This window comes from Ensifer sp. CCNWLY38 (genome assembly GCF_037120565.1).
Taxonomy (GTDB): Bacteria; Pseudomonadota; Alphaproteobacteria; order Rhizobiales; family Rhizobiaceae; genus Ensifer; species Ensifer adhaerens_H.
This window is the reverse complement of record NZ_JBBBBO010000006.1, coordinates 55,449-78,345: the sequence shown is the minus strand read 5'-3', so window position 1 is coordinate 78,345 and position 22,897 is coordinate 55,449. Positions and strand designations below refer to the sequence as shown.

Below are 22,897 nucleotides of genomic sequence, written 5' to 3'. Positions count from 1 at the left end.
CTGCATGTTTTTGTCCTTTAATCGGCTACGATTAAAGGACACATGCGGTAGGCCCAATCGGCTTCCTCCGCCGCCTCCACGGTTTGGCGCGCTCCGTTCCCGCATCGCCCAACGCGCCGACGGGAGCGTCTGTCGGCTCTCCAACAGCATTGGTGCGGCGATCGGGTCGGCTGAGAAATTCCTACCCCGACCGGCGGCTCACCGCAGGAAAATCGTTCCCATATAATCCATAAAATACATGTATTATATGTATATCACATTCCGGTTCTCCCCCATGATGCTGAAGCAAGGTCGCACGGCGCAGACCACCGGCCAGCGGATTGGCGCACGCCATCTCCGACCGCCAGAACTCAGATCTCGACGGAGGATCCCATGTCCAGTTCCATTTTCGGCCAGGCCTATCGCCGCCGCAGCGTGCTGAAATCGCTTGCCGCCGCGGGCACCCTGCCCTTCATCGCCCCACTTGCCTCGTCGACGGCCCTTGCATCCGGCAACAAGTACGCCGGGCGCACGATCAATCTGCTGATCATCCAGCCGCATGTCGTCACCGGCAAGAAGATTGCCGAGGACTTCGAGAGGCTGACCGGCGCCAAGGTCAACGTCACGGCGGTGCCTTACGACCAGGTCAGCGTCAAGGCGACGCTCGACGTGCAATCGGGCGCCAACCAGTTCGACGTCATCGACTATTTCTACACCTACAAGGGTCAGCTTGCCGAGGACGGCGTGATCGAGGACGTGACCGATCTCATCGAGCGTGACAAGGCCGAGATCCAACCGGAAGATTTCATCCAGACCATTTACGACCAGTACACGCTCCATGACGGCCGCCGCTATGGCCTGCCCTATGATGGCGACAGCCACCTGCTGTTCTACAACCGCGAACTCTTCGACCGCTACGGCCTGAAGGCACCCTCCACCTGGGACGAATACAACGAGAACGCCAAGGTGATCACCGAGGCCGAGGCGAAGAACGGCACCTATGGCGCGGCCGTCCTGGGCGCCAAGATCCCGGTCATCATCCTCTCGACCTATGCCAACCGCCTGACCGGCTTCGGCGGCGACTTCCTGAAACCGGACGGCACTTCCGCGCTCGACAGCACCGAGGCCGTCGAGGCCTTGAAGTCGCTGCTCGCCTCTGTACCCCATGCACTGCCGACCCCACTCGAAACGCGCTTCGAAGAGGGGCTGCCCGCCTTTCTCAACGGCAAGGCGGCGCAGATCGATTTCTGGACCGACCTTGGCGGCTATGCCCAGGATCCCAAGGGCTCGAAGATCGTCGACAAATGGGGCGTGGCCCGCATTCCGACCGGCGGCAGCAACAAGACGCCGCGCCTCGCCTTCAACGCCGGCTTCGGCTTTGCGATCACCAGCGGATCCAAGAACAAGGATATCGCATGGGACCTGATCAAGCTTGCCACCAGCAGGGATTATCACGAGCAGCTGCTGGCGCTGACCGGCTCGGGCATCGATCCGGACCGCCAGTCCGGCCTGAAGTCGGAGAAGTTCAGGGCGTTCCAGCCGCTCGTACAGCCGCTGCTCGACGACGGCGCCTTGGAAAACAGCCTCGCCTGGCCGACGGCCGTCTATGCGCCGAAACTCGAAAACGCGCTGACCGACGAGCTGGCGCTGGCGCTCGCCGGCACCAAGAGCGCAGAACAGGCGATCGCCGATGCCCACCAGGCCTGGACCGAAATCATCGAGACCAACGGCTGATTGCTTGCGGGGCGTGCTCGCTTCCTCCCGGCGCCGCCCCGCCATTTTTCTTAAAAAGGCGAAAGATCATGAGCGAAAAATCCTTGCCGAAGCGCAGGCTCGGCCGCACCGGCTTCGACATCACACCCGTCGGCTTCGGCGCCTGGGCGATCGGCGGCCCCGATTGGGGATGGGGCTGGGGAAGCCAGGACGACAGCCAGTCTATTGCAGCTATCCGTCATGCGGTGCAGCGCGGCATCAACTGGATCGATACGGCCCCGGTCTACGGTCTCGGTCATTCCGAGGAGATCGTTCGTGAAGCGCTCTCGACAATCCCGAAATCCGAGCGCCCGCTGATCTTCACCAAGGCCGGGCTGGTATGGGATCCGGACAATCGCAACGCCCTTCCGGCCCGCATCGGCAATGCCAAATCGCTGCGCCGCGAGGTGGAGGCTTCGCTGAAGCGGCTCGGCGTCGAGGTCATCGACCTTTACCAGATGCATTGGCCGACCAACGACGGCACACTGGTCGAAGACTATTGGGCAACCTTTGCCGACCTCAAGAAAGAGGGCAAGGTCCGGGCCATCGGGCTTTCGAACCACGACCGGCAATTGCTGGAGCGCGCTGCCACGGTCGCTCCCGTCGACGTGGTGCAGCCACCTTTTTCCGCGATCAAACGCACGTTCGCCGAGAACGACCTGCCCTGGGTGCGTGCGCATGGCAGCGGCGTCATCGCCTATAGTCCGCTGCAGTCGGGCCTGCTTACTGGCGCTTTCACGCCGGCCCGCGCCCGGGCGCTTCCGACGAACGACTGGCGGTCGCGCGACGAGGAGTTTTCCGGCGAGGCGCTCCACCGCAATCTTGCTTTCGCCGAGGGACTGAGGCCCATCGCGGCGCGGCACGAGACGACCATTGCCGCGATCGCTGCCGCCTGGGCGCTCTCCTGGCCCGGTGTGACCGGGGCGATCATTGGGGCACGTCAGCCAACGCATATCGACGGCTGGATCGAAGCGGCAACCGTCGCGCTCACGCCCGGTGACCTCGATGACATCGAGGACATGCTGGTCGCCACGCGGGCTGGCAGTGGGCCGACGAGGCCGGCTCTGGCAGAGGCCGCATGACCGCCTTCACCCTCGATGCTCTTGGGTCGGACACCGAGCGCCATTCCGCGCGACGAGGCGTCCTTGCAGCGCGTCTCGGCCGTGTATTGTGGATTGCTCCCGTCGTGTTCGCTCTGGCCGTCACGACGCTCTACCCGACGGTTTTCCTGCTGGGGCTCGCCTTCAGCAAGAGCACGCTCGGAAAACCGTTTCGCGGCTTCGTCGGTGTCAAGCATTTCGCAACGGCGCTTCAGGATCCGATCTTCCTTTCGGCAATCGGCAGAAGTGTCGCCTATGCGCTTTCGACGTCGCTGCTGCAGCTTGCACTCGGTTTCCTGATCGCGCTGCTCTTCACGTCGCTGCTGAAAGGCGGCCGCTTCCTGATGAGCCTTGTGTTGCTGCCGTTGATGACGCCGCCCGTCATGGTCGGCATCGCCTGGAAGCTGATCTTCGCGCCGGCGGGCGGGCTTTTGAACGGCACATTGATCAACTACGGCGTGATCTCCCAGCCGATCTCTTTCCTCGGCCATCCCCTATTGGCCTGGCTGGCGATCGCCGTCGCCGATCTCTGGCAATGGACGCCCTTCATCGTCATCCTGTGCTTCGCGGCGCTTTCGACGATCCCCGAGGGTGTGCGCGAGGCCGCACTCGTCGATGGGGCGAATGGCTGGCAGCGCTTCTGGCACATCACGCTACCGCTCGTCGCCGCACCGCTCTCGTCGATCTATCTCCTGAAGCTGATCCTCTCGTTCAAGCTCTTCGACCTCGTCTACATCCTCACCTTCGGCGGTCCGGGTTTTGCAACGACATCGGCCGGATTTTCGATCTACAGGCGGGCGATCGAGCAGTTCGATGTCGGTCGGGCGGCCGCCGAGACGATCGTCTATGCGCTGGTCATCGGTCTGGCGACGCTGCCGGTCGTGCGCCTGCACCAGCGTTTCGAAAGGCGCGAACTATGAGCCTCGCCGGACGCCATCTCTGGCTGGGTCTGGCAACGGCGCCGATCGTCGGCTTCTTCGCTTTGCCCATCCTTTATCTCATCGCCGTTTCCCTGAAGACGAAGGACGACGTGTTGAACGGCTCCTTCTGGCCGACGGCGCCGACCCTTGCCAACTGGCCGGCGGCCTTCGAGGCGGCCAACGTCATCGGCTTCATCGTGAATTCCGTAACCGTGTCGCTGCTGGCGGGGCTGCTCACCATCGCGCTCACGCTGCCTTCGGCCTACGCGGTCCTGCGGTTGAAGATCGGCGGCAAATGGCTTTCGGACGTGACGCTCTCAAGCTACATGGCGCCACCGATCGTGGCACTCATCCCGCTGTTCTTCCTCTTGAAGACGAGCGGCCTGCTCGACACGCGCGCTGGCCTGGTTCTGATCTACGGGCTTGCCAACGTGCCCGTCGCCTTCTGGCTGCTGACACCGTTCCTGCGCCGGATGCCGCTCGAGATCGAGCAGGCGGCCGCCATCGACGGGGCGGGGCCGCTACGCATTCTGCTGCAGATCGTGATGCCGATCATTGCGCCCGGCATCGTGGCGACCTTCATCATCGTCACGGTGTTGTCCTACAACGAGTTCCTCTTCGCCTCGGCCTTCACCTTCTCGGATGCCACGCGAACGCTGCCGGTCGGCATTTCTCTTTTCCAGGGCGACAGGCTGGTGAATTTCGGCCAGATGGCCGCAGCCTCGCTCGCGGGCATCGCCCCGGTCTACCTGATCGCGCTGTTCATGCAGCGCTATCTGGTCAGCGGACTGGCCCATGGCGCAGTGAAGTAGCGGCAGACGGCCTCGATTGACGGTCGCTTGCCGCAAGACGGCCTAACGGGTTCGATGGGTGAGCGCTCGATCGGGCGCCCTCACAGCGCCGGTTTCGCCGCCAGCGACGCCGTCACCAGACGCTCGACATGGGCCGCGTCCGGCGCACCGCCAAAGAGGATCCGATACATGATCGGCGCGACGACGCCGTCCATGACGGTCTCGACATCCGGAAAGATTTCACCACGCTCCTCGGCGCGTTCGGCGATCACTTCGATTTGCTGCCTGGTGAAGTTGCAGCACTGGTAGGCACCGCTGCCATCCTGGGCCGCAAGCACGTCACGGATCATTTCACGACCCGGCCCCGAGGACATTTCCTCGGCATATTGCTCGGCCCAGGCCATCAGGTCACTGCCAAAACTTCCGGTGTCGACCGGCACCATGTCGGGACGCAACCGCTCGACCGCGACGTCGGCGAGCAGTTCCTGCAGGTCGCCCCAACGGCGATAGATGGTCGAAGGCGTGACGCCCGCTTCCGCCGCGATCAGCGGAACTGTGACCTCGGTGCGCTCGAGCGTTGCCAGCAAGGTCTGCACGGCCTTGTGAACCGATGCCTGAACCCGGGCGCTTCGTCCGCCCGGCCGCGGACCTTCCCTTGTCGCCATTCGCTCCAACCCCGTCTTTCTTCGGCCGCGCGGCCGATGCTTCAGAAATTCTCACAGCAACATAAAAGCAAATAATTTGCTTTTAGCGCGAAGCGTACCTAAATCTGCCAAACGCTACGATTTAGCTTTAAGGGTTATATAGATGTCTTCATCCTCCGAATCCAGAGAGAGCGCTCGCCCGGCAAGTCCCATTGCCTTCTACGCCGTCACGCTCGCGACATTCTTCGGCGCCTCCTCGGCCCCAACCCCGCTTTACCGCTTCTACCAGGAGAACTTCGCCGCCAGCCCGGTGGAGATGACCGTTATTTTCGCGGTCTATGCCTTCGCACTTCTCGTGGCATTGCTGGTCGCCGGTTCGATCTCGGATCATCTCGGGCGCAAGCCGGTGATTTTCGCAGCGCTGCTCGTCGAGATGGCGGCAATGGCCCTGTTCGTCCTTGCCGACGGAACCGGCTGGCTGATCGCAGCACGCATCGTGCAGGGCCTTGCGACCGGCGTTGCCGGCGCTTCGATCGGCGCGGCGCTCGTCGATGTCGACCACGCCCGAGGACAGCTGGTCAACTCACTCTCACCGTTGATCGGCCTGGCCGTCGGGGCGCTCGGCACCAGCGCGCTGATCCAATATGGCCCCTTTCCGCTGCATCTCATCTATGTGCTGCTGTTCGTCGGCTTCATAGTCCAGGCGGCGGCGATCTGGCTGATCCCTGAGACCGGATCGCGTCGCCCCGGAGCACTGTCCTCGCTCATGCCGCGGATTGCCATTCCGCAGCGCGCCAAACGGCCGCTGGCGCTCGTCACCCCCGTAAACATCGCGAACTGGGCGCTTGGGGGTTTTTACCTCTCGCTCATGCCCTCGCTTGTCGCCGCCACCACGGGAAGCAAGAACCCGCTCACTGGGGGCGCCGTGGTCGCGGCGCTGATGGCCGCCGGCGCGTTCGGCGTCTTCCTTCGCCGTGCCCGCAGCCCTCAGGCGAACCTGACCTTCGGCGTCTTGAGCACGACCTTCGGCATGTTGACCGTGGTCGCCGGAACCCATCTCGCCTATGTGCCCGTCCTGATCGTCGGCACGCTTCTCACCGGCATGGGTTTCGGTACGAGCTTCCTCGCCACGCTCGGCTCGGTCATGCCGCTGGCAAAAGCCGAGGAGCGGGCCGGGCTGCTGTCCACCATCTACATCCAGAGCTATCTGGCGTTCAGTCTGCCGGCGATTCTGGCCGGCTTTCTGGCGAAGGCGGTGGGCTACCAGCTCACGACCGATATCTATGCGGCAGCGATCATCGGCGTCGGTCTCATGGGTCTGATGGCCAGCCGGGCATCGCCGGAGAGGGAACCAAGCATGGCTTGAAATGCGGCGTCTAGAGCATCCTTTGTGCGTTCACTTGAACGCACGGCGCTCTAGGTCCGCGCCTGCGCAAGCCACTCATCGGTCGTCGCGATCTCCAGCTGAGCCGAAAAGCGATTGCCGAGAAGGTCGAGCGCGGCGTTGTGCGTCAGATCGACCGAGCTGCAGACGGCGTCCTTCAACAAGATCACCCTGTAGCCAAGATCGATCGCTCCGAGCGCGGTCGCCAGCACGCAGACATCCGTCTCGCCGCCAGTCACCACGATCGTTCCGACGTCCTGATGAGCGAGCAGGCTTTCCAGCTTGCCGCTTAGCCAGGGGGAATAGGTGCGTTTGTCGAGAACACGGGCGGGCGGCACCAGGCGCTGCAAGGGAGGAAGGAGATCAACCAGTCCCGGATCGAGCCGTGTCGCGGTCATCATCGGCCATTTTTCATAGTAGGATCGCCACCTGCCCGGCATTTCTGCCGGCGAATGTGGCGGGACGAACCGGGTGAAAATGGTGCGATCAGGAAAGCGGCTCGCGACTGCCACCACCTGGTCGGAGATCGTCGCCATCCAATCCACCTGCCACGGCGTCTCCTCGTTGAACATTCGCTGCATGTCGACGCAAATATGAATCCAGCGTTCCGCGTTCATGATCACAATCCACCCGACACATTGGACCACCCGATGCATTTGGGTCCAACGAACAAACTCCGCGAGATGAAATGCGGTTCCTTATCCCGGCTGTACGCAATCGATGCAGGTGTCACCAACCGGGTACGACCCGGGCCCGTCACGCGCGGTTGCCTCCGAAAAGCGTCTTGAGCGTCTCCACCAGCACCGCACTCGCGAAGGGCTTGGAAAGGATCGGGGCCGCATGGTGCGTGCCGTTCAGGGCCGTGTCGCCATAGCCGCTCAATATGAGAAAGGGGATCGATCTTTCATCGCATGCGTCGGCGACCGGGAGCCCGCTGTGCCCCTGGAGATTCATGTCCAGCACGACGGCATCGATTTTCGTCTCCTCCTGCAGCAACCCCAATGCCCGCCCGACGGTTGGCGCAGGACCAATCACTTCGCCGCCGGCATCGACCAAGGTGTCCTCGATCGACATGGCCACCAGCATCTCGTCTTCAACGACAAGTATCCGGCGTCCCGCCAACATCCCAGACATGGTCATTCCTCCTTCTGGTCCATGCCGGCGCGCTCACCGTCGACGAAGTCCATCCCGATCGTGCAGGTGACACCTTCCGGCTCGAACCGGAGATCGACGGGGTGTCCCAGTTCGTTGGCGAGGCCGCGGTTGAGAACGCGCAGCCCAAAACCCTGCCGCTGAGGCGGCGATGCCAGCGGTCCTCCGCGCTCTTCCCACCGGACCGTGCACACGTCTCTACATTGCCATGACAGCGCAACACGGCCACCGGGGCTCGATAGAGAACCGTATTTGATCGCATTGGTCAGCAATTCGTTGAACGCCATCGAAAGCGGCAGGGCCTGTTTCGGGCTGATGCGGATCGCAGGCCCGTGGAGAGCCACGCGCCCGTCTTCGATCCAGGCTGCGAGAACCGCCTGGGCGATGTCGTTCAGGTACACCGCCTGCCATGCCTCGCGGGTCAGCAGGTCGTGTGCCCCGGCAAGAGCAAGCAGTCGGCCGTTGAACGCTTCGGCAAAGGCTTCCGGCTCATCGGCACTTTTCAATGTCTGTTCGGCAAGGGACTGCACGGTCGCCAGCGTGTTCTTCACACGATGGTTGAGCTCACCGATCAGCAGCTTCTGGCGCTTATCCGCCCTGCGCTCCTTGGTTCGATCCCGGAAGATCTTGAGATAGCGGTCCTGTCCGCTCTCCTCGACGGGAAGCATGACGCCGGAGCCCCAGAAACGGGATCCATCCTTGCGATAGTGCCAGCGTTCGTTGGTCGCGCGGCCCTCCTCGCGCGCGGTTCGCATTTCCTGTTCGGGGACATCCGACGCGCGGTCGTGCGGACTGAAGAAAATGCCGCCCGGCTGACCGAGGATCTCGGTGTCGCGATAGCCAAGCAGCCGTTCGGCCCCACTGTTCCAGCTTGCGATCCGTCCGGCACCGTCTAGCGTAATGATCGCATACTCGCTGGCGCTGTCGAGGATGATCCGCAGCCGCTCGTTGCTGCGGCGAAGTCCCTCCTCGGCACGCTGGTGCGCCTCCTCGGTCCGTCTGCGCTCGATGCTGAAGCCCAGTTGCCGAGCGATTGTCAGCGAAAGGACGGCCTCCTCCTCCGTGAAGACGTGCACGACTTCGCGATAGGTCATGAACTTTCCAATGACCACGCCGTTGGCGGTCAAGGGAATAAAGGCGAGCGCGCGGATCCCCTCGCCCCTTATGGTGTCCTTGAGCGCCTGGGGCTCTTCGGCAAGTTCTATGTCGCTGACGAAAATCGGGGTGGCTTCGCGGTCACCGGGCCTCCACGGCGAGTGACCGTCGACGGCCCGGCGATAGCTTTCCGAGAGCCCGCGTGACGCGACGAAACGCATCACCCCCGCAGGGTCGAAAAGCAGGATGGAGGCGCGGCTGCAGCGCAACGCTCGCTCGATCGCATCGAACGTGGCATCGAAAATGTCGGCGAGCGAATTGGCACGATAGAGCGCATCCGTGAACTGAAACAGAGCCGCCAGTTCATCCGCCTTCTTGATCCAGGAGCTATCGACGCCGGACGAACTCTGCCTCATGTCTGCACTCCGGGTCCCGGCCAGCGATCTACCGGGACCACCGCCAAAGGCTGCGATCACGAATCCGCTTGTGAAATTGGTCCCACGCCCGGTGACCAAAAGGAAACAACTGTAGCGGGGCGTTTCGATTTCAAGCCTGCTGGAGCGGCCGATTGGACCGATCACGGGCAAGTGCGAGGAGCGACCCGAGTGGGGGCTCTCGACCTTGATCGGCGCGAAATAGCCTTCGCGCACCGAGGCAAGGCGCTCGCCGCGCGTGTCGGCAGGCGGTCCGTCCGCGAAAAAGTATCCAAGGCTAAGGCCGTCGGCAACCATCGAACCGCAGCCGAGCGGCCCAGCGCGGTTGGGTGTCTCGCGTCACGGCGCCTCGACAAGCGACTTGAGCCGGCCAAGCGCCTTGTCCCAGCCCTCTGCGATCGCCGTCAGGAACGCGCGCGCCTCTTCGAGACGGCGCGGATCGACCGCGTAGAGGACCTCCTTGCCGTGACGCTCATGCACCACCAGCCTTGCCGCTACCAACACCTGCAGGTGCTTCACGATCGCCTGCCGGGTGATTGCCTGCCCCTCGGACAGCGCGGTTGCCGTCAGGGCACCGGCCGCCAAAAGCCGCGTGATCAGCGCAAGACGGGTCGTATCACCGAGTGCGGCGAAGACGCCCGCCAGTTCCCGTTCAGGCGTGTTCGACATGGCGCTTGATGTTTTCAATCTGGGCGCTCCAGCCACCATCATTCATGAGAAATGCGCGCTTGCGCCGATGCGCCGGCACGCCTTCGAAACCGGATTCCGTGACGGTCAGCCGTGTGTCCCCGGCAACGGCTTCCAGCCGGAATTCCACGAGTGTCGTCGGTTCCCGCGCGGGATCGCATTCGGCATCGAGGCCATAGGGTATCCAGCGAAAGCTGAAAAGCCGCGGCGCATCCATTTCCTCGACGGTGCAAAAAACGGCATTCGGCTCGGGTTGGCGGATCGGTGCCGGCTCCAGACCGATCGAAGCCTGGTACTTGGCGATATCCTGCGCGTTGAACTCTCCCTTGAATGAGCCGGTTATCGCCCGCCCCGGAGCAAACGGCTCGTTCAGCTTTACGCCGAACCACTGCCCGAATTCCGAGACATCGGTTATCGCCCGCCAGACGCGCTCAATGGGCGCGCGCAGCAAGATTGCCTTCTCGATACGATCGAATGAGCTCATGATGCTTTCCTTTCGTGCAACGACTTGGTTGCAAGTATAGGGATCGGACAGATGCGCAACCAAATAGTTGCACAAAAGCCCCAATGCCCCTGCACCGCGAGATCGCTCACCGCGCAGGCGCGACCCGCCACACCTTGTTGCCGACATCGTCGGCGACGAGCAGCGCGCCATCACGGGCGCTGGCGACGCCGACCGGACGGCCGAGCGCCTTGCCGTCGTCGGTCAGGAAACCCGTCAGGATATCCCGCGGCGGGCCGGACGGCTTGCCGTTGCTGAAAGGCACGAAGATGACCTTGTAGCCGCTGCGCGGGATCCGGTTCCACGAGCCATGCTGGCCTACGAAGGCGCCATTCTTCATCTCCGGGCCGAACAGGTCGCCGGTGTTGAAGGTCAGGCCCAGCGAGGCGGTGTGGGGGCCGAGCGCATAGTCCGGCTTGATCGCGCGCGCCACCAGTTCGGGTTTCTGCGGCTTCACCCGCTCGTCGACATGCTGCCCGTACCAGCTATAGGGCCAGCCGTAGAAGGCGCCGTCCTTGACGGAGGTCATGTAATCGGGAACGAGATCGGGCCCGAGCTCGTCGCGCTCGTTGACGGCAACCCACAGCTCACCGCTATCCGGCTGCCATGAGAGGCCGTTGGGATTGCGAAGTCCGGATGCGAACGGCCGCATCTGCCGGGTGGAAAGGTCGATCTCGTGCACGGCGGCGCGTCCCCTTTCCTCTTCCATGCCGTTTTCGCCGACGTTGGAATTGGAGCCGACCGTGACATAAAGCTTGGTCCCGTCCAGGCTGGCGATGACGTCCTTCGTCCAGTGGTGGTTGCGGCCTGCCGGCAGGTTGACGATCTTCTCCGCGGGTGCCGTAATCTCGGTCGCGCCTTGCTGATAGGGAAAGGCCACGATCGCATCGGCATTGGCTACGTAGAGCTTGCCGCCAACCAATGTCATGCCGAACGGTGAATTGAGCCCGGTGATGAAGGGCGTTTTCGTTTCCGCCACACCGTCACCGTCCGCGTCGCGCAACAACGATATGCGATTGGCGCTCTCACTTCGGGCGCCGGCCCTGCCCTGGATGAGCTGAGCAGCAAAGGCCCGCACCGAAAAGCCGGGGTCGGGTTGGGGTGGCGCATTGCTTTCTGCGACCAGCACATCGCCATTCGGCAGCACGTGAAGCCAGCGGGGATGATCGAAGCCGCCCGCAAATTCCTTAGCGGCAAGGCCTGGCGCGGCCGATGGCATCATGCCTGCAGGCCAGGGCGTGGCTTCCGCGACACTGACGGATGGCACGAGCTCCACCTTTGGTTCGACCAGAACCGGATCGGGACCGTAGGTCTTTTCAATCGGCACCGTTGCCTCCCGTCGCGACAGATAGCCGAGGCTCAGGCCACCAGCGGCCGCGAGCGCGCCGAAGACCAGAAGGGCAATCAGGAGCTTTTTCATGGCGGATTCCTTTGATGTCCAACCTAACGGCAGGCGCCTTCAGGCGTTCCAATCGCCTGGCGAAAAGTGCTGAAAAATTCATTCGGAATCAACGTCGGCGCGTGGCCCCATGGACATATCGCCTGTGGGCACCAGACGACCATGATGAGCGCTGCTGCACTATCCGCCGCCCGGCGCGAAGCGCCCTGTTGATGCGGCTGAAAAAGCGCTGGACGAATGCCGCTCGCTCAAGCTTTAACGAAGGCCGAGGAGAGCTCCTTCGGGGCCGCAGTCTACCGATCGGAATATCATGCCAATTCATGAACTCGCCGCGCTGGGGGCCGCGACCTGCTGGGCCCTGACGGGGTTGATCTCGGCCGGACCGGCCGGCCATCTCGGCGCACCCGCCTTCAACCGTCTTCGGCAGATCTTCGTCACGGGACTTCTGGCAATCTATGTGCTCGCCACTGGGGCGTGGCGTGAGCTGGATGCGACAAGCGTCACGCCGCTGCTTTTGTCCGGCTTGATCGGCATTTTCATCGGCGACACGCTGCTCTTTGCCGCGCTCAACCGGCTCGGCCCGCGCCGCTCCGGCATCCTCTTCGCCCTCAACGCGCCGATCGCCGCCTTGCTCGGCTGGCTGGTGCTTGGCGAAGCGCTGTCACCAACCGCGGTTGGAGGCATCGCGCTGACGGCCACCGGCGTGTTCCTCGCCATTCTCTTCGGCAAGCGCCGGGCGCAGATGCACGAATGGGAAAAGGTCAAGGGGCCGCTTTGGATCGGCGTCTTGCTTGGGCTCGGCGCCGCCACCGGCCAGGCGATCGGCTCGATTATCGTGCGACCGGTCATGGCCGCCGGCATCGATCCTTTTGTCGCCTCCATGCTGCGCGTCGGCATTGCGGCCTTCTGCCTGAGCATCCTGATCCAGCTGCCCATTCCATCGGTCAAGCCGAGGGCGCCGCTGACCCTGAAGGTTGCCGCAATGACCGCGTTGACCGGGGTCCTCGCTCTTGGCATGGGGATGACGCTGCTGCTCTTCGCGCTCTCGGGCGGCAAGGTGGGCATCGTATCGACATTGTCGGCGACCTCGCCAGTGATGATCCTGCCGATGCTGTGGCTGAGGACGGGCGAACGGCCTGCCGCCGGCGCCTGGACCGGTGCTGCCCTCGTCGTCCTCGGCATGGCGCTGATCTTCATTCGCTGACACCCGCTCATGGTGTGGCTCGTTGGCCGGGCAGTGCGAGGTGAGCACCTCTCGGGCGATCGGCGGATTCTTCGATACCGAGCTTCGCATTCGCGGAACACGCCGGCGCAACAATAATCAAGCAATTGATTTTGATTAATTATTTCCAGCTCATCGCCCGATGAGACATCGCCGAAAAGCAAGCCGTGGAAGTCTTTTCGGTGCTGAAGAAGCTCCTGCTGCTTTGAGGGGGCGGAGCCAGCCGATCGTAGGCGGCGCGCACGTTACCAGCGCCACCGTTCCGCCCGGCCGACCGCAAAACCCGAAGCCTGCAACACGCTCTCGATCGCGCCGCCAAGCGACAGCACCTCTTCATCGGCATAGCGGCGGCCGACGATCTGCAGGCCGACTGGCAGGCCATCATTGGCGAGACCGACCGGCACCGACAGGGCTGGACACTGCGGCAGCAGGTTGAACGGGCAGGTCATGTCCAACCCGCGAAAACGCCCGTCCTGCGTGTCGGCAATGTAGTCGTTGTCGTCCGCGTCAGTCGAGGGGGCCGTGACCGCGCATGTCGGGCAGAGCAGCGCATCGTAGCGGGCAAGGATGACGGCGAGATCACGCCACATCGCGGTCCGGAGCAGTTCCACCCGTTTGTGGACTGTGGCATTCATGCCAAGTCCGCGTTCGATGAGCTCGACGACGATCGGGTCCATGCGCTCCTGGTAGCCATCGATCGCGTCACCGAAAAATGCGGCCATGAACACGCACCAGAGATCGTACCATTGGTCGTTGACGGCGCGGGACCAGCCGATGTCCACGGGTTCCACCGTGGCGCCAGCCGCACGAAGCTGCTCGACCGCCGCAAGGATCGCGGCTTGCACGGAGGCATCGACGCTGTAGTAGCCAAGATCCAGCGAAAGGGCGAAGCGTCGGCCCACAAGTGAGCCTGCTCTTGCCCGGTCGGCCGCGAAGGAGAGCGGCAACGAGGCGATATCCGCATCATCCGGGCCGGCAGTTGCGGCCATGAAGGCGATGGCGTCGCTGACGGTCCGCGCCAGCGGGCCGAAATGGGATATGTTATCGAATACGCTCGGCAGGATGGTCATGGGAATTCGACCAAGGCTGGGTTTGAGGCCGACGGCACCCGAAAGTGCCGCGGGAATGCGCACCGACCCGCCCATGTCCGTGCCTTCGGCGAAGGGAACCACGCCGGTCGCGACGGCGACCGCGGAGCCGCCGGAGGAGCCGCCGGAGGTTCGCTCCGGGTTCCAGGGGTTGCGGGTTACGCCCCAGCGTGGGCTCGATGTGAAACTGGAATGGGCGAACTCCGGCGTCGTCGTCTTGCCGATCAGGATCGCGCCGGCAGCCTCCAGCCGCCCGATGCACAGCGCCGTCTCCGTTGGAATCCAATTCCCACGCGTCCAGGAGCCGAGCGTGGTGAGATCGCCCTTGGTCGGTGTCAGATCCTTGGCGGCGAAGGGGACGCCGAGAAGAGTGGGCGTGTCGCCACCAGTTGCGACGCGTTCGTCAGCCGCCCGCGCCGATGCGATTGCGGCCTCCTCCCGCAGCAGCGTGAATGCGTTCAGCGCCTGATTGACGACTTTCGCGCGGCGGAGCGATTCGGCAACGACCGCTTCGGCGGAAAAATGGCGGGCGCGGATGCCGGCAGCGATCTCCGTTGCGGGAAGGTCGAGCGGATGCGTGGGCGCAAGGGCGCGAGAAACCGTCTGCATGACTGCGGACTCCGTGCTAGGTCTTGTCTTCGACAGGTGGGGAATGGACGTGGCAGCAACATCCGGCGGAGCGAGCGCCTATATCGATGCTTGGAACGCCGGGCTCGCAGAGGCCATATCGAACCTCGGCGAGCCCGGTTTCCCGGAAACCCTGGAGCGCGCGCTTCGGCAACTCGTCGCCTTCGAGATGATGAACGGCTTTGCCTATTCGCCAGGCGGCAAGGCCTTCGATCTCCACAACGAGCGCATCGTCGGCGACCGCCTCACCATCGTGGATCACTACCTTGACGGCGCCTATATCCTCGACCCGTTCTACGATGCCGTCCGCAACGCAAAACGCGACGGCGGCGTCCTGGTGATGCGGCGGTTGGCGCCGGACCGTTTCACCGAGACGGAATACTTCCGCCGCCACTACCAGGCGACCGGGATCGTCGACGAGATCGGCTTCATTCTGAAGCTTCCGCATGTCGATGCGGTGCTGTCGCTCTCGCGCATCGGTGACGTGCCCGGCTTCTCCCGCCGTGACATCGGCCGGCTGGAAAGCGCTGCGCCGATCGTGCGGGCGCTCGCCGAACGGCACTGGCGCGCGCGGTTCGACCCGCCGCGTGATGAGGACGATGCCGCAGCGACGATCAGCCACCCGTTGCTTTCGAAACGGGAGCTGGAGATCGTGACCCTGATCCTCAAGGGTCACTCGACCTATTCCATCGCCGCGACGCTCGGCCTCTCGCCGAATACGGTCAAGGTCCATCGTCGCCAGGCCTATGCCAAGCTCTCCATTTCCAGCCAGGCGGAGCTCTTCCATCTCTTCCTCAGCCGCCGCTGATCATTCGACGAACTCGACTTCCGGCGGTGCTGACTGGAAGAACCGGGTGAGGTAGGCGAGGTAGCACACCCCAATGGCCAGCCAGATGATACCCAGAAGCTTGGCGTGGCCATCGAGATTCCAAAGCAGGAATAGGTCACAGACCGCACCGACAACCGGAACGACAAGCCCCAGCAGCGCGCCCAGCGGCCGCACGATTGCATTGCCCTGCAGATAGAGTGCGATCACCGAGACATTGACGGCGGTGAAGGCGAGGAATGCGCCGAAATTGATGAAGGACGTCGAGGTGGTCACGTCGAGCGTAAGCGCAAGCAGGCCGACGATGCCGACGAGCACGAGGTTGAACACCGGCGTGCGCCATTTCTCATGCAGCTTGCCGAAGATCCCCATCGGCAACACCCCGTCGCGGCCCATGGCGAAAAGCAGCCGACCGACGCTCGCCTGTGCCGCAAGCCCCGAGGTGAACTGGGCAACAACGAGCGTGGCGAGGAACAGGGTCACGAACAGGTCGCCGCCGATCATCAGAGCGATCTCCGACGCAGCGGAATCGACAGAGGTAAATTCGCCGCCGGGATGGGCGAGCTGCGTCACATAGGCCGAACCGGTGAAGATGATCCCGCCGATCACAGCGATGATCATGATCGCCTTCGGCATCGTGCGGGTTGGGTCACGCGTCTCCTCCGTGAGTGTCGAGACGGCATCGAAACCCAGGAAAGAATAGGCCGCGATTGCCGCACCGGCAACCGAAGCGCTGAACGGCACATTCGCTTCAAAGAATGGCCGCGCCGACGCAAGCCCACCGACGCCATTGATGGCAACCACATAGCGCGCTGCCAGCGCGACGAAGGCAATCAGCACGGTGAGCTGCACCAGCATCAGGACGACGTTCACCCGGTTGGCGAAAGCGATGCCGATGACGTTTACGGCTGTCGTCAGCACAATGAAGCCGACGATCCACAGCCAGGCCGGAACGGCCGGGAAGGCGGAGCCCAGGTAGGCGGCGCCGATCAGCCAGATCACCATCGGCAGGAAGAAATAGTCGAGCAGGACGGCCCAGCCGACGAGGAAGCCCGCACCGGAATTCAGCGACTTGCGGGCGTAGGTGTAGGCGGATCCGGCGACCGGATAGACCTTCGCCATGATCCCATAGCTCGCAGCCGTCAGGAAAATCGCGAGCGCCGCGATGAAATAGGCCATCGCCGTCGTGCCCTGGCTTGCCGAGGCCAGCGCCCCGAACGTGCCGAACACGATCATCGGCGTCATATAGGCAAGCCCGAACAGCACCACCGACCACAGACCAAGGGTTCGAACGAGTTTAATGTTTTGTGTCATGTTCCCCTCCTCCAACGAACAGACCGGAAGCGTCGGGGAAACCGAGGGCGATGCCAATAACCCTAGGGTGTTATGGCGCCCCTTGGTGACATCGCGGGGGAGGGCCGGCAGGGTGACCCGGTCTTCGCAACCACCCGACCCCTCGGTCCAGCACCGCGCTCACACCGAAAGCAGGGTTCGCGTCAGCGGATGCCCGGCGTCGGCAAGGCCGTCGATGACGTTGAAGTGGTGCCTGTCCGGTTCGACGATGGCGGCCGTGGTTGCACCCAGTCCCGTCCAGATATTGGCAAGCAGGGCATTCTGGCGCAGGAACTCCGCGCGCTCGCCGCCGCCGACCCAGCAGGTGATGCGGGCATCTCGCATCGGCCGCAGCAGCGCCGGGCTTTGCGAAAGAGCCTCCGCCTCGTCAATCGCAAGCTTCTCGTTCATCCCGGTCGACATGATCGGTCGCAGATCATGCACGCCCGAGATCGAGACGACGTTGCGGATCCGCCCCTGGACATCCGGCGAAAGCGGCGCGGTCGCCGTGATCATCCGGCTGACGAGATGGCCGCCAGCCGAATGACCCGTCAGCATCAGCGGCCCTTCGACCAGCTTTGCTGCCTCACCGATTGCCGCGGCGACCTCCTCGACGATCCCGGCGATACGGATCTCCGGGCAGAGCGTGTAGGATGGCATCGCGACGGCGTAACCGCTGGCGACAGCGCCTGCGGCGAGATGCGACCAGAAGCTCTTGTCGAGCTGCAGCCAGAATCCACCGTGCACGAAGACGACAAGGCCTTTGGCCGCGCCATCGGGGAAGAACAGGTCCATGCGATTTCTGGATCGCTCGCCATAGGCAAGGTCGAGCTTCGCCAGCCCTGATGCCGAAAGCGCGTTGCGGAATGTCTCCGCCGGCCCAACCCATGCCTGCGGCCACCGGTCGCCCCGCGCAATGTTCACGCCATTGGCATAGGCGTCGTTCCAATCGGAAACACGGTGTTCCAGCATCGATGCAATCCTCCCTTCGATGTCTCCCCAGGCATAGAAATCGCCTGCCCCATCGAGAAACGCAATGCGTCATTCAAAAAAACTTTAGGCTTGAAATAATTTTGGACTGGTGCGATGCTGCCCCATGTTCAGCCGAGAAGTGGAGGTCTCGCTGTGCCCATCACGATCACTGGAGCCGCCCTGGCGACGGCATGCCCCCATCGACGACGATGCGGCGAGGCTTGGCGTCCGTTCGTACGGCAGAGCTCCGCGCGACTACAAGAACTTTAGCCGGCTTTGAAAATGCCTGGGCAACGGGCAGAATCTGAACAAGGGAACAGCCGCCACATGCTTGGACCGACTTCGCACGTCGATACGTTCACCCGCGACCATCTGCCGCCACCGGAAGAATGGCCGGAATTCCTTCTCGAAGGCTTCGACTACCCGGACCGTCTCAACGCCGCCGTCGAATTGACGGACGCCATGGTCGCCAAGGGTTTTGGCGACCATACCGCGCTGATCGGCAACGGGCGCCGGCGAACCTACAAGGAGCTGTCCGACTGGACGAACAGGCTCGCCCATGCCCTCGTCGAAAACTACGGCGTGAAGCCCGGCCACCGTGTGCTCATCCGCTCCGCCAACAATCCGGCCATGGTCGCCTGCTGGCTGGCGGCCACCAAAGCCGGCGCCGTCGTCGTCAATACGATGCCGATGCTCCGTGCAGGCGAACTGACCAAGATCGTCGACAAGGCAGAGGTCAGCCTGGCGCTCTGCGACACACGTCTGATGGACGAGATGATCGCCTGCGCCAAGGACAGTCACTACCTGAAGCAGGTCATCGGCTTCGACGGGACAGCAAACCACGACGCCGAACTCGACCGGATTGCGCTCGACAAGTCTGTGGTCTTCGAAGCGGTACACACCGGTCGTGACGACGTCGCCCTTCTCGGTTTCACCTCGGGCACGACGGGGGTCCCGAAGGCAACCATGCACTTCCACCGCGATCTCCTGGTGATTGCCGATGGCTATGCGAGAGAAGTGCTGGGCGTCACGCCGGACGATATCTTCGTCGGCTCGCCGCCGCTCGCCTTCACCTTCGGTCTTGGCGGCCTTGCGATCTTCCCCTTGCGTTTCGGCGCGGCGGCAACGCTGCTTGAGCACGCAACGCCCGCCAACATGGTGGAGATCATCGAGAAGTACAAAGCAACGATCTCGTTCACCGCTCCCACCGCCTATCGGGCGATGATGAAGGCGATGGACAACGGCGCCGACCTTTCGTCGCTCCGGGTAGCGATCTCGGCGGGTGAAACGCTGCCGGGGCCCGTCTTCGAGGAGTGGACGGAAAAAACCGGCAAGCCGATCCTCGACGGCATCGGCGCGACCGAGATGCTGCACATCTTCATTTCCAACCGCTTCGAAGACCGCAAGGCCGCCTCGACCGGCAAGCCGGTCGGTGGCTACGAAGCGCGGATCGTCGACGATGAGATGCAAGAGGTTCCCCGCGGCACGGTCGGAAAGCTCGCAGTGCGCGGCCCGACCGGCTGCCGCTATATGGCCGACGCCCGCCAGCGCGATTATGTCCGCGACGGCTGGAACCTGACCGGCGACGCCTTCTACCAGGACGAAGACGGCTTCTTCCATTTCGCCGCCCGCTCGGACGACATGATCGTTACCGCCGGCTACAACATCGCCGGCCCCGAGGTCGAGGCGGCGTTGATCTCGCACCCGGAAGTCGCGGAATGCGCCGTCGTCGGTGCCCCCGATGCCGAACGCGGCCAGATCGTCGAAGCCTATGTCGTGCTGATTTCAGGCGTCTCGGCCGACGACGCGACGATCAAGCGCCTGCAGGATCATGTGAAGGCGACGATCGCGCCTTACAAATATCCGCGATCGGTCAAATTCCTGGACAGCCTGCCGAAGACAGCCACGGGCAAGATCCAGCGGTTCCGATTGCGCTCGGAGAACTAAGAACATGAGCAAATCATACGATCCTTCGAAAGAAGGCGCCCAGATGTCGTTCAAGGGACGCATGTCCTACAGCGACTACCTGATGCTGGAGAAGGTGCTGGACGCACAGGAGCCGCTCTCGAAGGCCCACGACGAGATGTTGTTCATCATCCAGCATCAGACGTCGGAGCTCTGGATGAAGCTGGCGCTGCACGAGATCAACGCGGCGGTGCGCTCGATCCGTGACGACCGGCTGGAACCGGCGTTCAAGATGCTGACGCGGGTCGCACGCATCTTCGAGCAGTTGAACAGCGCCTGGGACGTGCTGCGCACGATGACGCCCAGCGAATACACCACGTTCCGCGAATCGCTCGGCCAATCCTCCGGCTTCCAGTCGTGGCAATACCGGGCGATCGAATTTCTCGCCGGCAACCGCAACGTCTCCATGCTCGGCCCGCATGCGCACCGTCCCGACATCATGGAAAAGCTCGAGGCGATCCTGGCCGCGCCGTCGCTCTACGACGAAGCGATCCGGCTTCTTTCGCGCAACGGCTTCGATATCGGGGACGAAGCGAGCAAGACCGATTGGCGCGAAACGCGCGTGGAAAGCGACAAGGTTTTTGCCGCCTGGCAGACGGTCTACCGCGATCCCGAACGCTACTGGATGCTCTATGAACTCGCCGAGAAGCTGGTCGATTTCGAGGACTATTTCCGCCGATGGCGCTTCAACCACGTCACGACGGTCGAGCGCATCATCGGCATGAAGCGCGGAACCGGGGGCACATCCGGCGCGTCCTATCTCAAGAAGATGCTCGAAGTCGAACTCTTCCCCGAGCTCTGGCACGTGCGCACGGGTCTCTGATAGAACACAACTCATAAGGGAACCTATTAGGAGGAGAACAGCATGAACCGCATTCTGGCAGCGAGCCTTTTTGGCCTCTCGCTTGCAACGTCGAGCCTTGCCCATGCCGAGCCGGTGAAGATCGGCGTCATTACCACGCTTTCGGGCGGCGGCGCCGGCCTCGGCATCGACATGCGCGACGCATTCACGCTGGCGATCAAGCAATCGGGCAACAAGGACGTGGAGCTGGTGATCGAGGACGATGCCCAGAAGCCGGAACTTGCGGTTCAGATCGCCGAGAAGATGATCCAGGGCGACAAAGTCGACCTGATGACGGGCATCATCTGGTCGAATCTCGCGATGGCGGTCGTGCCGAACGCGGTCGCGCAGGACGTGATCTATCTCTCACCGAATGCCGGTCCTTCGGCACTGGCCGGTGCGAACTGCAACCCGAACTATTTCAACGTCGCCTACCAGAACGACAATTTCCATGAGGCGATGGGGCAATACGCCAACAAGGACTACAAGAACGCCTTCATCCTGGCGCCCAACTATCCGGCCGGCAAGGACGCGCTGACCGGCTTCAAGCGCTACTACAAGGGCGCTCTTGCCGGCGAGATCTACACGCAGGTCGGCCAGACGGACTATGCCGCCGAAATCGCCCAGATCCGCGCCTCCGGCGCCGACACAGTCTATTTCTTCCTGCCCGGCGGCATGGGCATCGCCTTCATGAAGCAATATGCCCAGTCGGGCGTGAACATCCCGGTCATGGGCCCGGGCTTCTCCTTCAGCCAGGACGTCCTGCCGGCGATCGGCGACGCGGCGCTTGGCGTCAAGAACTCCGCGACCTGGTCCAAGGATCTCGACAACGAAGCCAACAAGAAGTTCGTCGAAGCGTTCAAGGCCGAGTACAAGCGCCTGCCCTCGATCTATGCCGCGCAAAGCTGGGATACGGCAAACCTGATCCTCGCCGCCCTTTCGAAGGCTGATGTCAAGGACAAGGACGCCTTCCGCGTGGCGCTCAAGGCGGCCGATTTCAAGTCGGTGCGCGGCAAGTTCACCTTCAACAACAACAACCACCCGATCCAGAACATCTACGTTCGTGAGGTGGTGAAGGAAGACGATGGCGTGTTGACCAACAAGATCATCGCCACGGCCTTCGAAGACCACAAGGACGCCTACGCCGACAAGTGCGGCATGTAGTGCCTCGGCACCTGTTATCGCCCGGGTGCCCGGCCCTGATGCCGGCATCCGGTCGATGATCCATGTCCTCCTGATATGAAGCTTGGACCGGTCTCTTGTTCACCGCACTCCTGATCGAACAACTGCTCAACGGGCTCCAGCTCGGTGTGATGCTGTTTCTGATGGCCGCTGGCCTGACCCTGATTTTCGGGGTCATGGGCCTGATCAACCTTGCCCACGGCTCGCTCTACATGATCGGCGCCTTCGCCTGCGCGACGGTCGCTGCCGCGACCGGCTCCTTCTGGATCGGCCTGATCGCCAGCCTTGCCGCCGCCGCCGGTGTCGGCGCGATTATCGAGGTTGCCGTCATCCGCAGGCTCTATGATCGTGACCATCTCGACCAGGTGCTCGCCACCTTCGCGCTGATCCTGATCCTGTCCGAAGGCGCACGCTGGCTCTTTGGCTCCTTTCCGCTTTACCTCGACATACCGCCCTTGCTGCAGGGCGCGGTGCCGCTCCCGGGCGGCGGCCAATACCAGCTCTACCGCCTGGCGATCATCGGCGTCGGCATCGCGGTTGCCATCGCTCTCTATCTGCTGATCGCCAGGACGCGGCTTGGCATGCGTATCCGCGCGGGCGAATCCGACCGCGAGATGATCGGCGCGCTCGGCGTCGACATCGGCACGCTTTATACGGTCGTCTTCGCGCTCGGCGCAGCACTCGCCGGGCTTGCTGGCGCCCTCGTCGGTGCGCTGCAGTCCGTGCAGGTCGGAATGGGCGAGCCAGTGCTCATCCTCGCCTTCGTCGTCATCGTTATCGGCGGCATCGGCTCCATCAAGGGCGCGCTCGTCGGCGCGGTGATTGTCGGCGTTGTCGACACGATGGGCCGCTTCCTGCTCCCCTCGGTTCTGGCGCTCACCATGCCCGCATCGCAGGCGACTACGATTGGCGCGGCGCTCGCCTCGATGCTGATCTATGTGGTCATGGCCCTCATCCTCGCCTTCAGGCCGAGCGGCCTGTTTGCGGCACAGTCGTGAGGTCA

At 63.2% G+C, this 22,897-nt stretch carries 21 protein-coding genes; 11 read left to right on the top strand and 10 right to left on the bottom strand.

Going from position 1 to position 22,897, the window contains the following annotated elements; all coding sequences use genetic code 11:
- Positions 1–372 precede the first annotated feature (372 nt).
- From V7S54_RS14510 to V7S54_RS14495, 4 genes are all read left to right on the top strand, one after another.
- Complete coding sequence (locus V7S54_RS14510; protein WP_336408580.1) at positions 373–1,713, top strand: ABC transporter substrate-binding protein; 1,341 nt, start codon at positions 373–375, stop codon at positions 1,711–1,713.
- A 68-nt stretch (positions 1,714–1,781) separates the two neighbouring features.
- On the top strand, positions 1,782–2,813 hold the full coding sequence (locus V7S54_RS14505; protein ID WP_336408581.1) for an aldo/keto reductase: 1,032 nt from the start codon (positions 1,782–1,784) through the stop codon (positions 2,811–2,813).
- Positions 2,810–3,751: a carbohydrate ABC transporter permease gene (locus tag V7S54_RS14500; protein WP_336408582.1), complete on the top strand. Its 942-nt coding sequence runs from the start codon at positions 2,810–2,812 to the stop codon at positions 3,749–3,751. The genes V7S54_RS14505 and V7S54_RS14500 overlap by 4 nt, the downstream gene beginning before the upstream one ends.
- Complete coding sequence (locus V7S54_RS14495; protein WP_065373940.1) at positions 3,748–4,563, top strand: carbohydrate ABC transporter permease; 816 nt, start codon at positions 3,748–3,750, stop codon at positions 4,561–4,563. The genes V7S54_RS14500 and V7S54_RS14495 overlap by 4 nt, the downstream gene beginning before the upstream one ends.
- An 80-nt stretch (positions 4,564–4,643) precedes the next feature.
- Here V7S54_RS14495 and V7S54_RS14490 read toward each other — a convergent pair whose 3' ends face one another.
- Positions 4,644–5,207 (bottom strand): TetR/AcrR family transcriptional regulator, encoded by a 564-nt coding sequence (locus V7S54_RS14490; protein WP_336408583.1) that lies wholly within the window; start codon positions 5,205–5,207, stop codon positions 4,644–4,646.
- Positions 5,208–5,349: 142 nt separating this feature from the next.
- Here V7S54_RS14490 and V7S54_RS14485 point away from each other — a divergent pair, with 142 nt between their 5' ends.
- Entirely contained in the window at positions 5,350–6,552 is a 1,203-nt protein-coding gene (locus V7S54_RS14485; protein WP_336408584.1) for an MFS transporter, read from the top strand.
- A gap of 50 nt (positions 6,553–6,602) precedes the next feature.
- On the opposite strand, the gene V7S54_RS14480 is transcribed toward V7S54_RS14485, so the two are convergent.
- The 6 genes from V7S54_RS14480 to V7S54_RS14455 form a co-directional block, all read right to left on the bottom strand.
- Positions 6,603–7,187 (bottom strand): cysteine hydrolase family protein, encoded by a 585-nt coding sequence (locus V7S54_RS14480; RefSeq protein WP_336408585.1) that lies wholly within the window; start codon positions 7,185–7,187, stop codon positions 6,603–6,605.
- Positions 7,188–7,326: 139 nt separating this feature from the next.
- Positions 7,327–7,695 (bottom strand): response regulator, encoded by a 369-nt coding sequence (locus V7S54_RS14475; protein ID WP_268753037.1) that lies wholly within the window; start codon positions 7,693–7,695, stop codon positions 7,327–7,329.
- An 11-nt stretch (positions 7,696–7,706) separates the two neighbouring features.
- Complete coding sequence (locus V7S54_RS14470) at positions 7,707–9,233, bottom strand: sensor histidine kinase (RefSeq protein WP_336408586.1); 1,527 nt, start codon at positions 9,231–9,233, stop codon at positions 7,707–7,709.
- Between the two features lie 357 nt (positions 9,234–9,590).
- The gene (locus V7S54_RS14465; protein WP_244495734.1) at positions 9,591–9,938 is read right to left on the bottom strand and encodes an ArsR/SmtB family transcription factor; all 348 of its coding nucleotides are present in this window, start codon (positions 9,936–9,938) and stop codon (positions 9,591–9,593) included.
- A complete protein-coding gene (locus tag V7S54_RS14460) occupies positions 9,904–10,422 on the bottom strand; it encodes an SRPBCC family protein (RefSeq protein ID WP_336408587.1) in 519 nt (172 codons plus the stop codon). Before V7S54_RS14460 ends, V7S54_RS14465 begins: the two co-directional genes overlap by 35 nt.
- Before the next feature lie 106 nt (positions 10,423–10,528).
- On the bottom strand, positions 10,529–11,860 hold the full coding sequence (locus tag V7S54_RS14455) for a PQQ-dependent sugar dehydrogenase (protein WP_336408588.1): 1,332 nt from the start codon (positions 11,858–11,860) through the stop codon (positions 10,529–10,531).
- Positions 11,861–12,149: 289 nt separating this feature from the next.
- Here V7S54_RS14455 and V7S54_RS14450 point away from each other — a divergent pair, with 289 nt between their 5' ends.
- Entirely contained in the window at positions 12,150–13,043 is an 894-nt protein-coding gene (locus V7S54_RS14450) for a DMT family transporter (RefSeq protein ID WP_065373947.1), read from the top strand.
- A gap of 263 nt (positions 13,044–13,306) precedes the next feature.
- Here V7S54_RS14450 and V7S54_RS14445 read toward each other — a convergent pair whose 3' ends face one another.
- A complete protein-coding gene (locus tag V7S54_RS14445) occupies positions 13,307–14,758 on the bottom strand; it encodes an amidase (protein WP_336408589.1) in 1,452 nt (483 codons plus the stop codon).
- 49 nt (positions 14,759–14,807) lie between these two features.
- Between V7S54_RS14445 and V7S54_RS14440 the strand changes: the two genes are divergently transcribed.
- Positions 14,808–15,584: a helix-turn-helix transcriptional regulator gene (locus V7S54_RS14440; protein ID WP_336408590.1), complete on the top strand. Its 777-nt coding sequence runs from the start codon at positions 14,808–14,810 to the stop codon at positions 15,582–15,584.
- On the opposite strand, the gene V7S54_RS14435 is transcribed toward V7S54_RS14440, so the two are convergent.
- Complete coding sequence (locus V7S54_RS14435) at positions 15,585–16,916, bottom strand: APC family permease (protein WP_336408591.1); 1,332 nt, start codon at positions 16,914–16,916, stop codon at positions 15,585–15,587.
- 159 nt (positions 16,917–17,075) lie between these two features.
- Positions 17,076–17,906: an alpha/beta hydrolase gene (locus V7S54_RS14430; protein WP_065373949.1), complete on the bottom strand. Its 831-nt coding sequence runs from the start codon at positions 17,904–17,906 to the stop codon at positions 17,076–17,078.
- A gap of 327 nt (positions 17,907–18,233) precedes the next feature.
- Here V7S54_RS14430 and V7S54_RS14425 point away from each other — a divergent pair, with 327 nt between their 5' ends.
- The 4 genes from V7S54_RS14425 (at position 18,234) to V7S54_RS14410 (ending at position 22,892) form a co-directional block, all read left to right on the top strand.
- Positions 18,234–19,853, top strand: coding sequence for a benzoate-CoA ligase family protein (locus tag V7S54_RS14425; RefSeq protein WP_336408592.1), 1,620 nt, complete (start codon positions 18,234–18,236; stop codon positions 19,851–19,853).
- Positions 19,854–19,857: 4 nt separating this feature from the next.
- Positions 19,858–20,694, top strand: coding sequence for a tryptophan 2,3-dioxygenase (kynA, locus tag V7S54_RS14420; protein WP_336408593.1), 837 nt, complete (start codon positions 19,858–19,860; stop codon positions 20,692–20,694).
- A gap of 42 nt (positions 20,695–20,736) precedes the next feature.
- Entirely contained in the window at positions 20,737–21,876 is a 1,140-nt protein-coding gene (locus tag V7S54_RS14415) for an ABC transporter substrate-binding protein (RefSeq protein WP_336408594.1), read from the top strand.
- A gap of 95 nt (positions 21,877–21,971) precedes the next feature.
- Complete coding sequence (locus V7S54_RS14410; RefSeq protein WP_093232526.1) at positions 21,972–22,892, top strand: branched-chain amino acid ABC transporter permease; 921 nt, start codon at positions 21,972–21,974, stop codon at positions 22,890–22,892.
- Positions 22,893–22,897: the final 5 nt, after the last annotated feature.

Coding starts and splice junctions, on each gene's coding strand:
- V7S54_RS14510 (WP_336408580.1), top strand. CDS start 373: ATGTCCAGTTCCATTTTCGGCCAGGCCTATCGCCGCCGCAGCGTGCTG.
- V7S54_RS14505 (WP_336408581.1), top strand. CDS start 1,782: ATGAGCGAAAAATCCTTGCCGAAGCGCAGGCTCGGCCGCACCGGCTTC.
- V7S54_RS14500 (WP_336408582.1), top strand. CDS start 2,810: ATGACCGCCTTCACCCTCGATGCTCTTGGGTCGGACACCGAGCGCCAT.
- V7S54_RS14495 (WP_065373940.1), top strand. CDS start 3,748: ATGAGCCTCGCCGGACGCCATCTCTGGCTGGGTCTGGCAACGGCGCCG.
- V7S54_RS14490 (WP_336408583.1), bottom strand. CDS start 5,207: ATGGCGACAAGGGAAGGTCCGCGGCCGGGCGGACGAAGCGCCCGGGTT.
- V7S54_RS14485 (WP_336408584.1), top strand. CDS start 5,350: ATGTCTTCATCCTCCGAATCCAGAGAGAGCGCTCGCCCGGCAAGTCCC.
- V7S54_RS14480 (WP_336408585.1), bottom strand. CDS start 7,187: ATGAACGCGGAACGCTGGATTCATATTTGCGTCGACATGCAGCGAATG.
- V7S54_RS14475 (WP_268753037.1), bottom strand. CDS start 7,695: ATGTTGGCGGGACGCCGGATACTTGTCGTTGAAGACGAGATGCTGGTG.
- V7S54_RS14470 (WP_336408586.1), bottom strand. CDS start 9,233: ATGAGGCAGAGTTCGTCCGGCGTCGATAGCTCCTGGATCAAGAAGGCG.
- V7S54_RS14460 (WP_336408587.1), bottom strand. CDS start 10,422: ATGAGCTCATTCGATCGTATCGAGAAGGCAATCTTGCTGCGCGCGCCC.
- V7S54_RS14455 (WP_336408588.1), bottom strand. CDS start 11,860: ATGAAAAAGCTCCTGATTGCCCTTCTGGTCTTCGGCGCGCTCGCGGCC.
- V7S54_RS14450 (WP_065373947.1), top strand. CDS start 12,150: ATGCCAATTCATGAACTCGCCGCGCTGGGGGCCGCGACCTGCTGGGCC.
- V7S54_RS14445 (WP_336408589.1), bottom strand. CDS start 14,758: ATGCAGACGGTTTCTCGCGCCCTTGCGCCCACGCATCCGCTCGACCTT.
- V7S54_RS14435 (WP_336408591.1), bottom strand. CDS start 16,916: ATGACACAAAACATTAAACTCGTTCGAACCCTTGGTCTGTGGTCGGTG.
- V7S54_RS14430 (WP_065373949.1), bottom strand. CDS start 17,906: ATGCTGGAACACCGTGTTTCCGATTGGAACGACGCCTATGCCAATGGC.
- V7S54_RS14425 (WP_336408592.1), top strand. CDS start 18,234: ATGCTTGGACCGACTTCGCACGTCGATACGTTCACCCGCGACCATCTG.
- kynA (WP_336408593.1), top strand. CDS start 19,858: ATGAGCAAATCATACGATCCTTCGAAAGAAGGCGCCCAGATGTCGTTC.
- V7S54_RS14415 (WP_336408594.1), top strand. CDS start 20,737: ATGAACCGCATTCTGGCAGCGAGCCTTTTTGGCCTCTCGCTTGCAACG.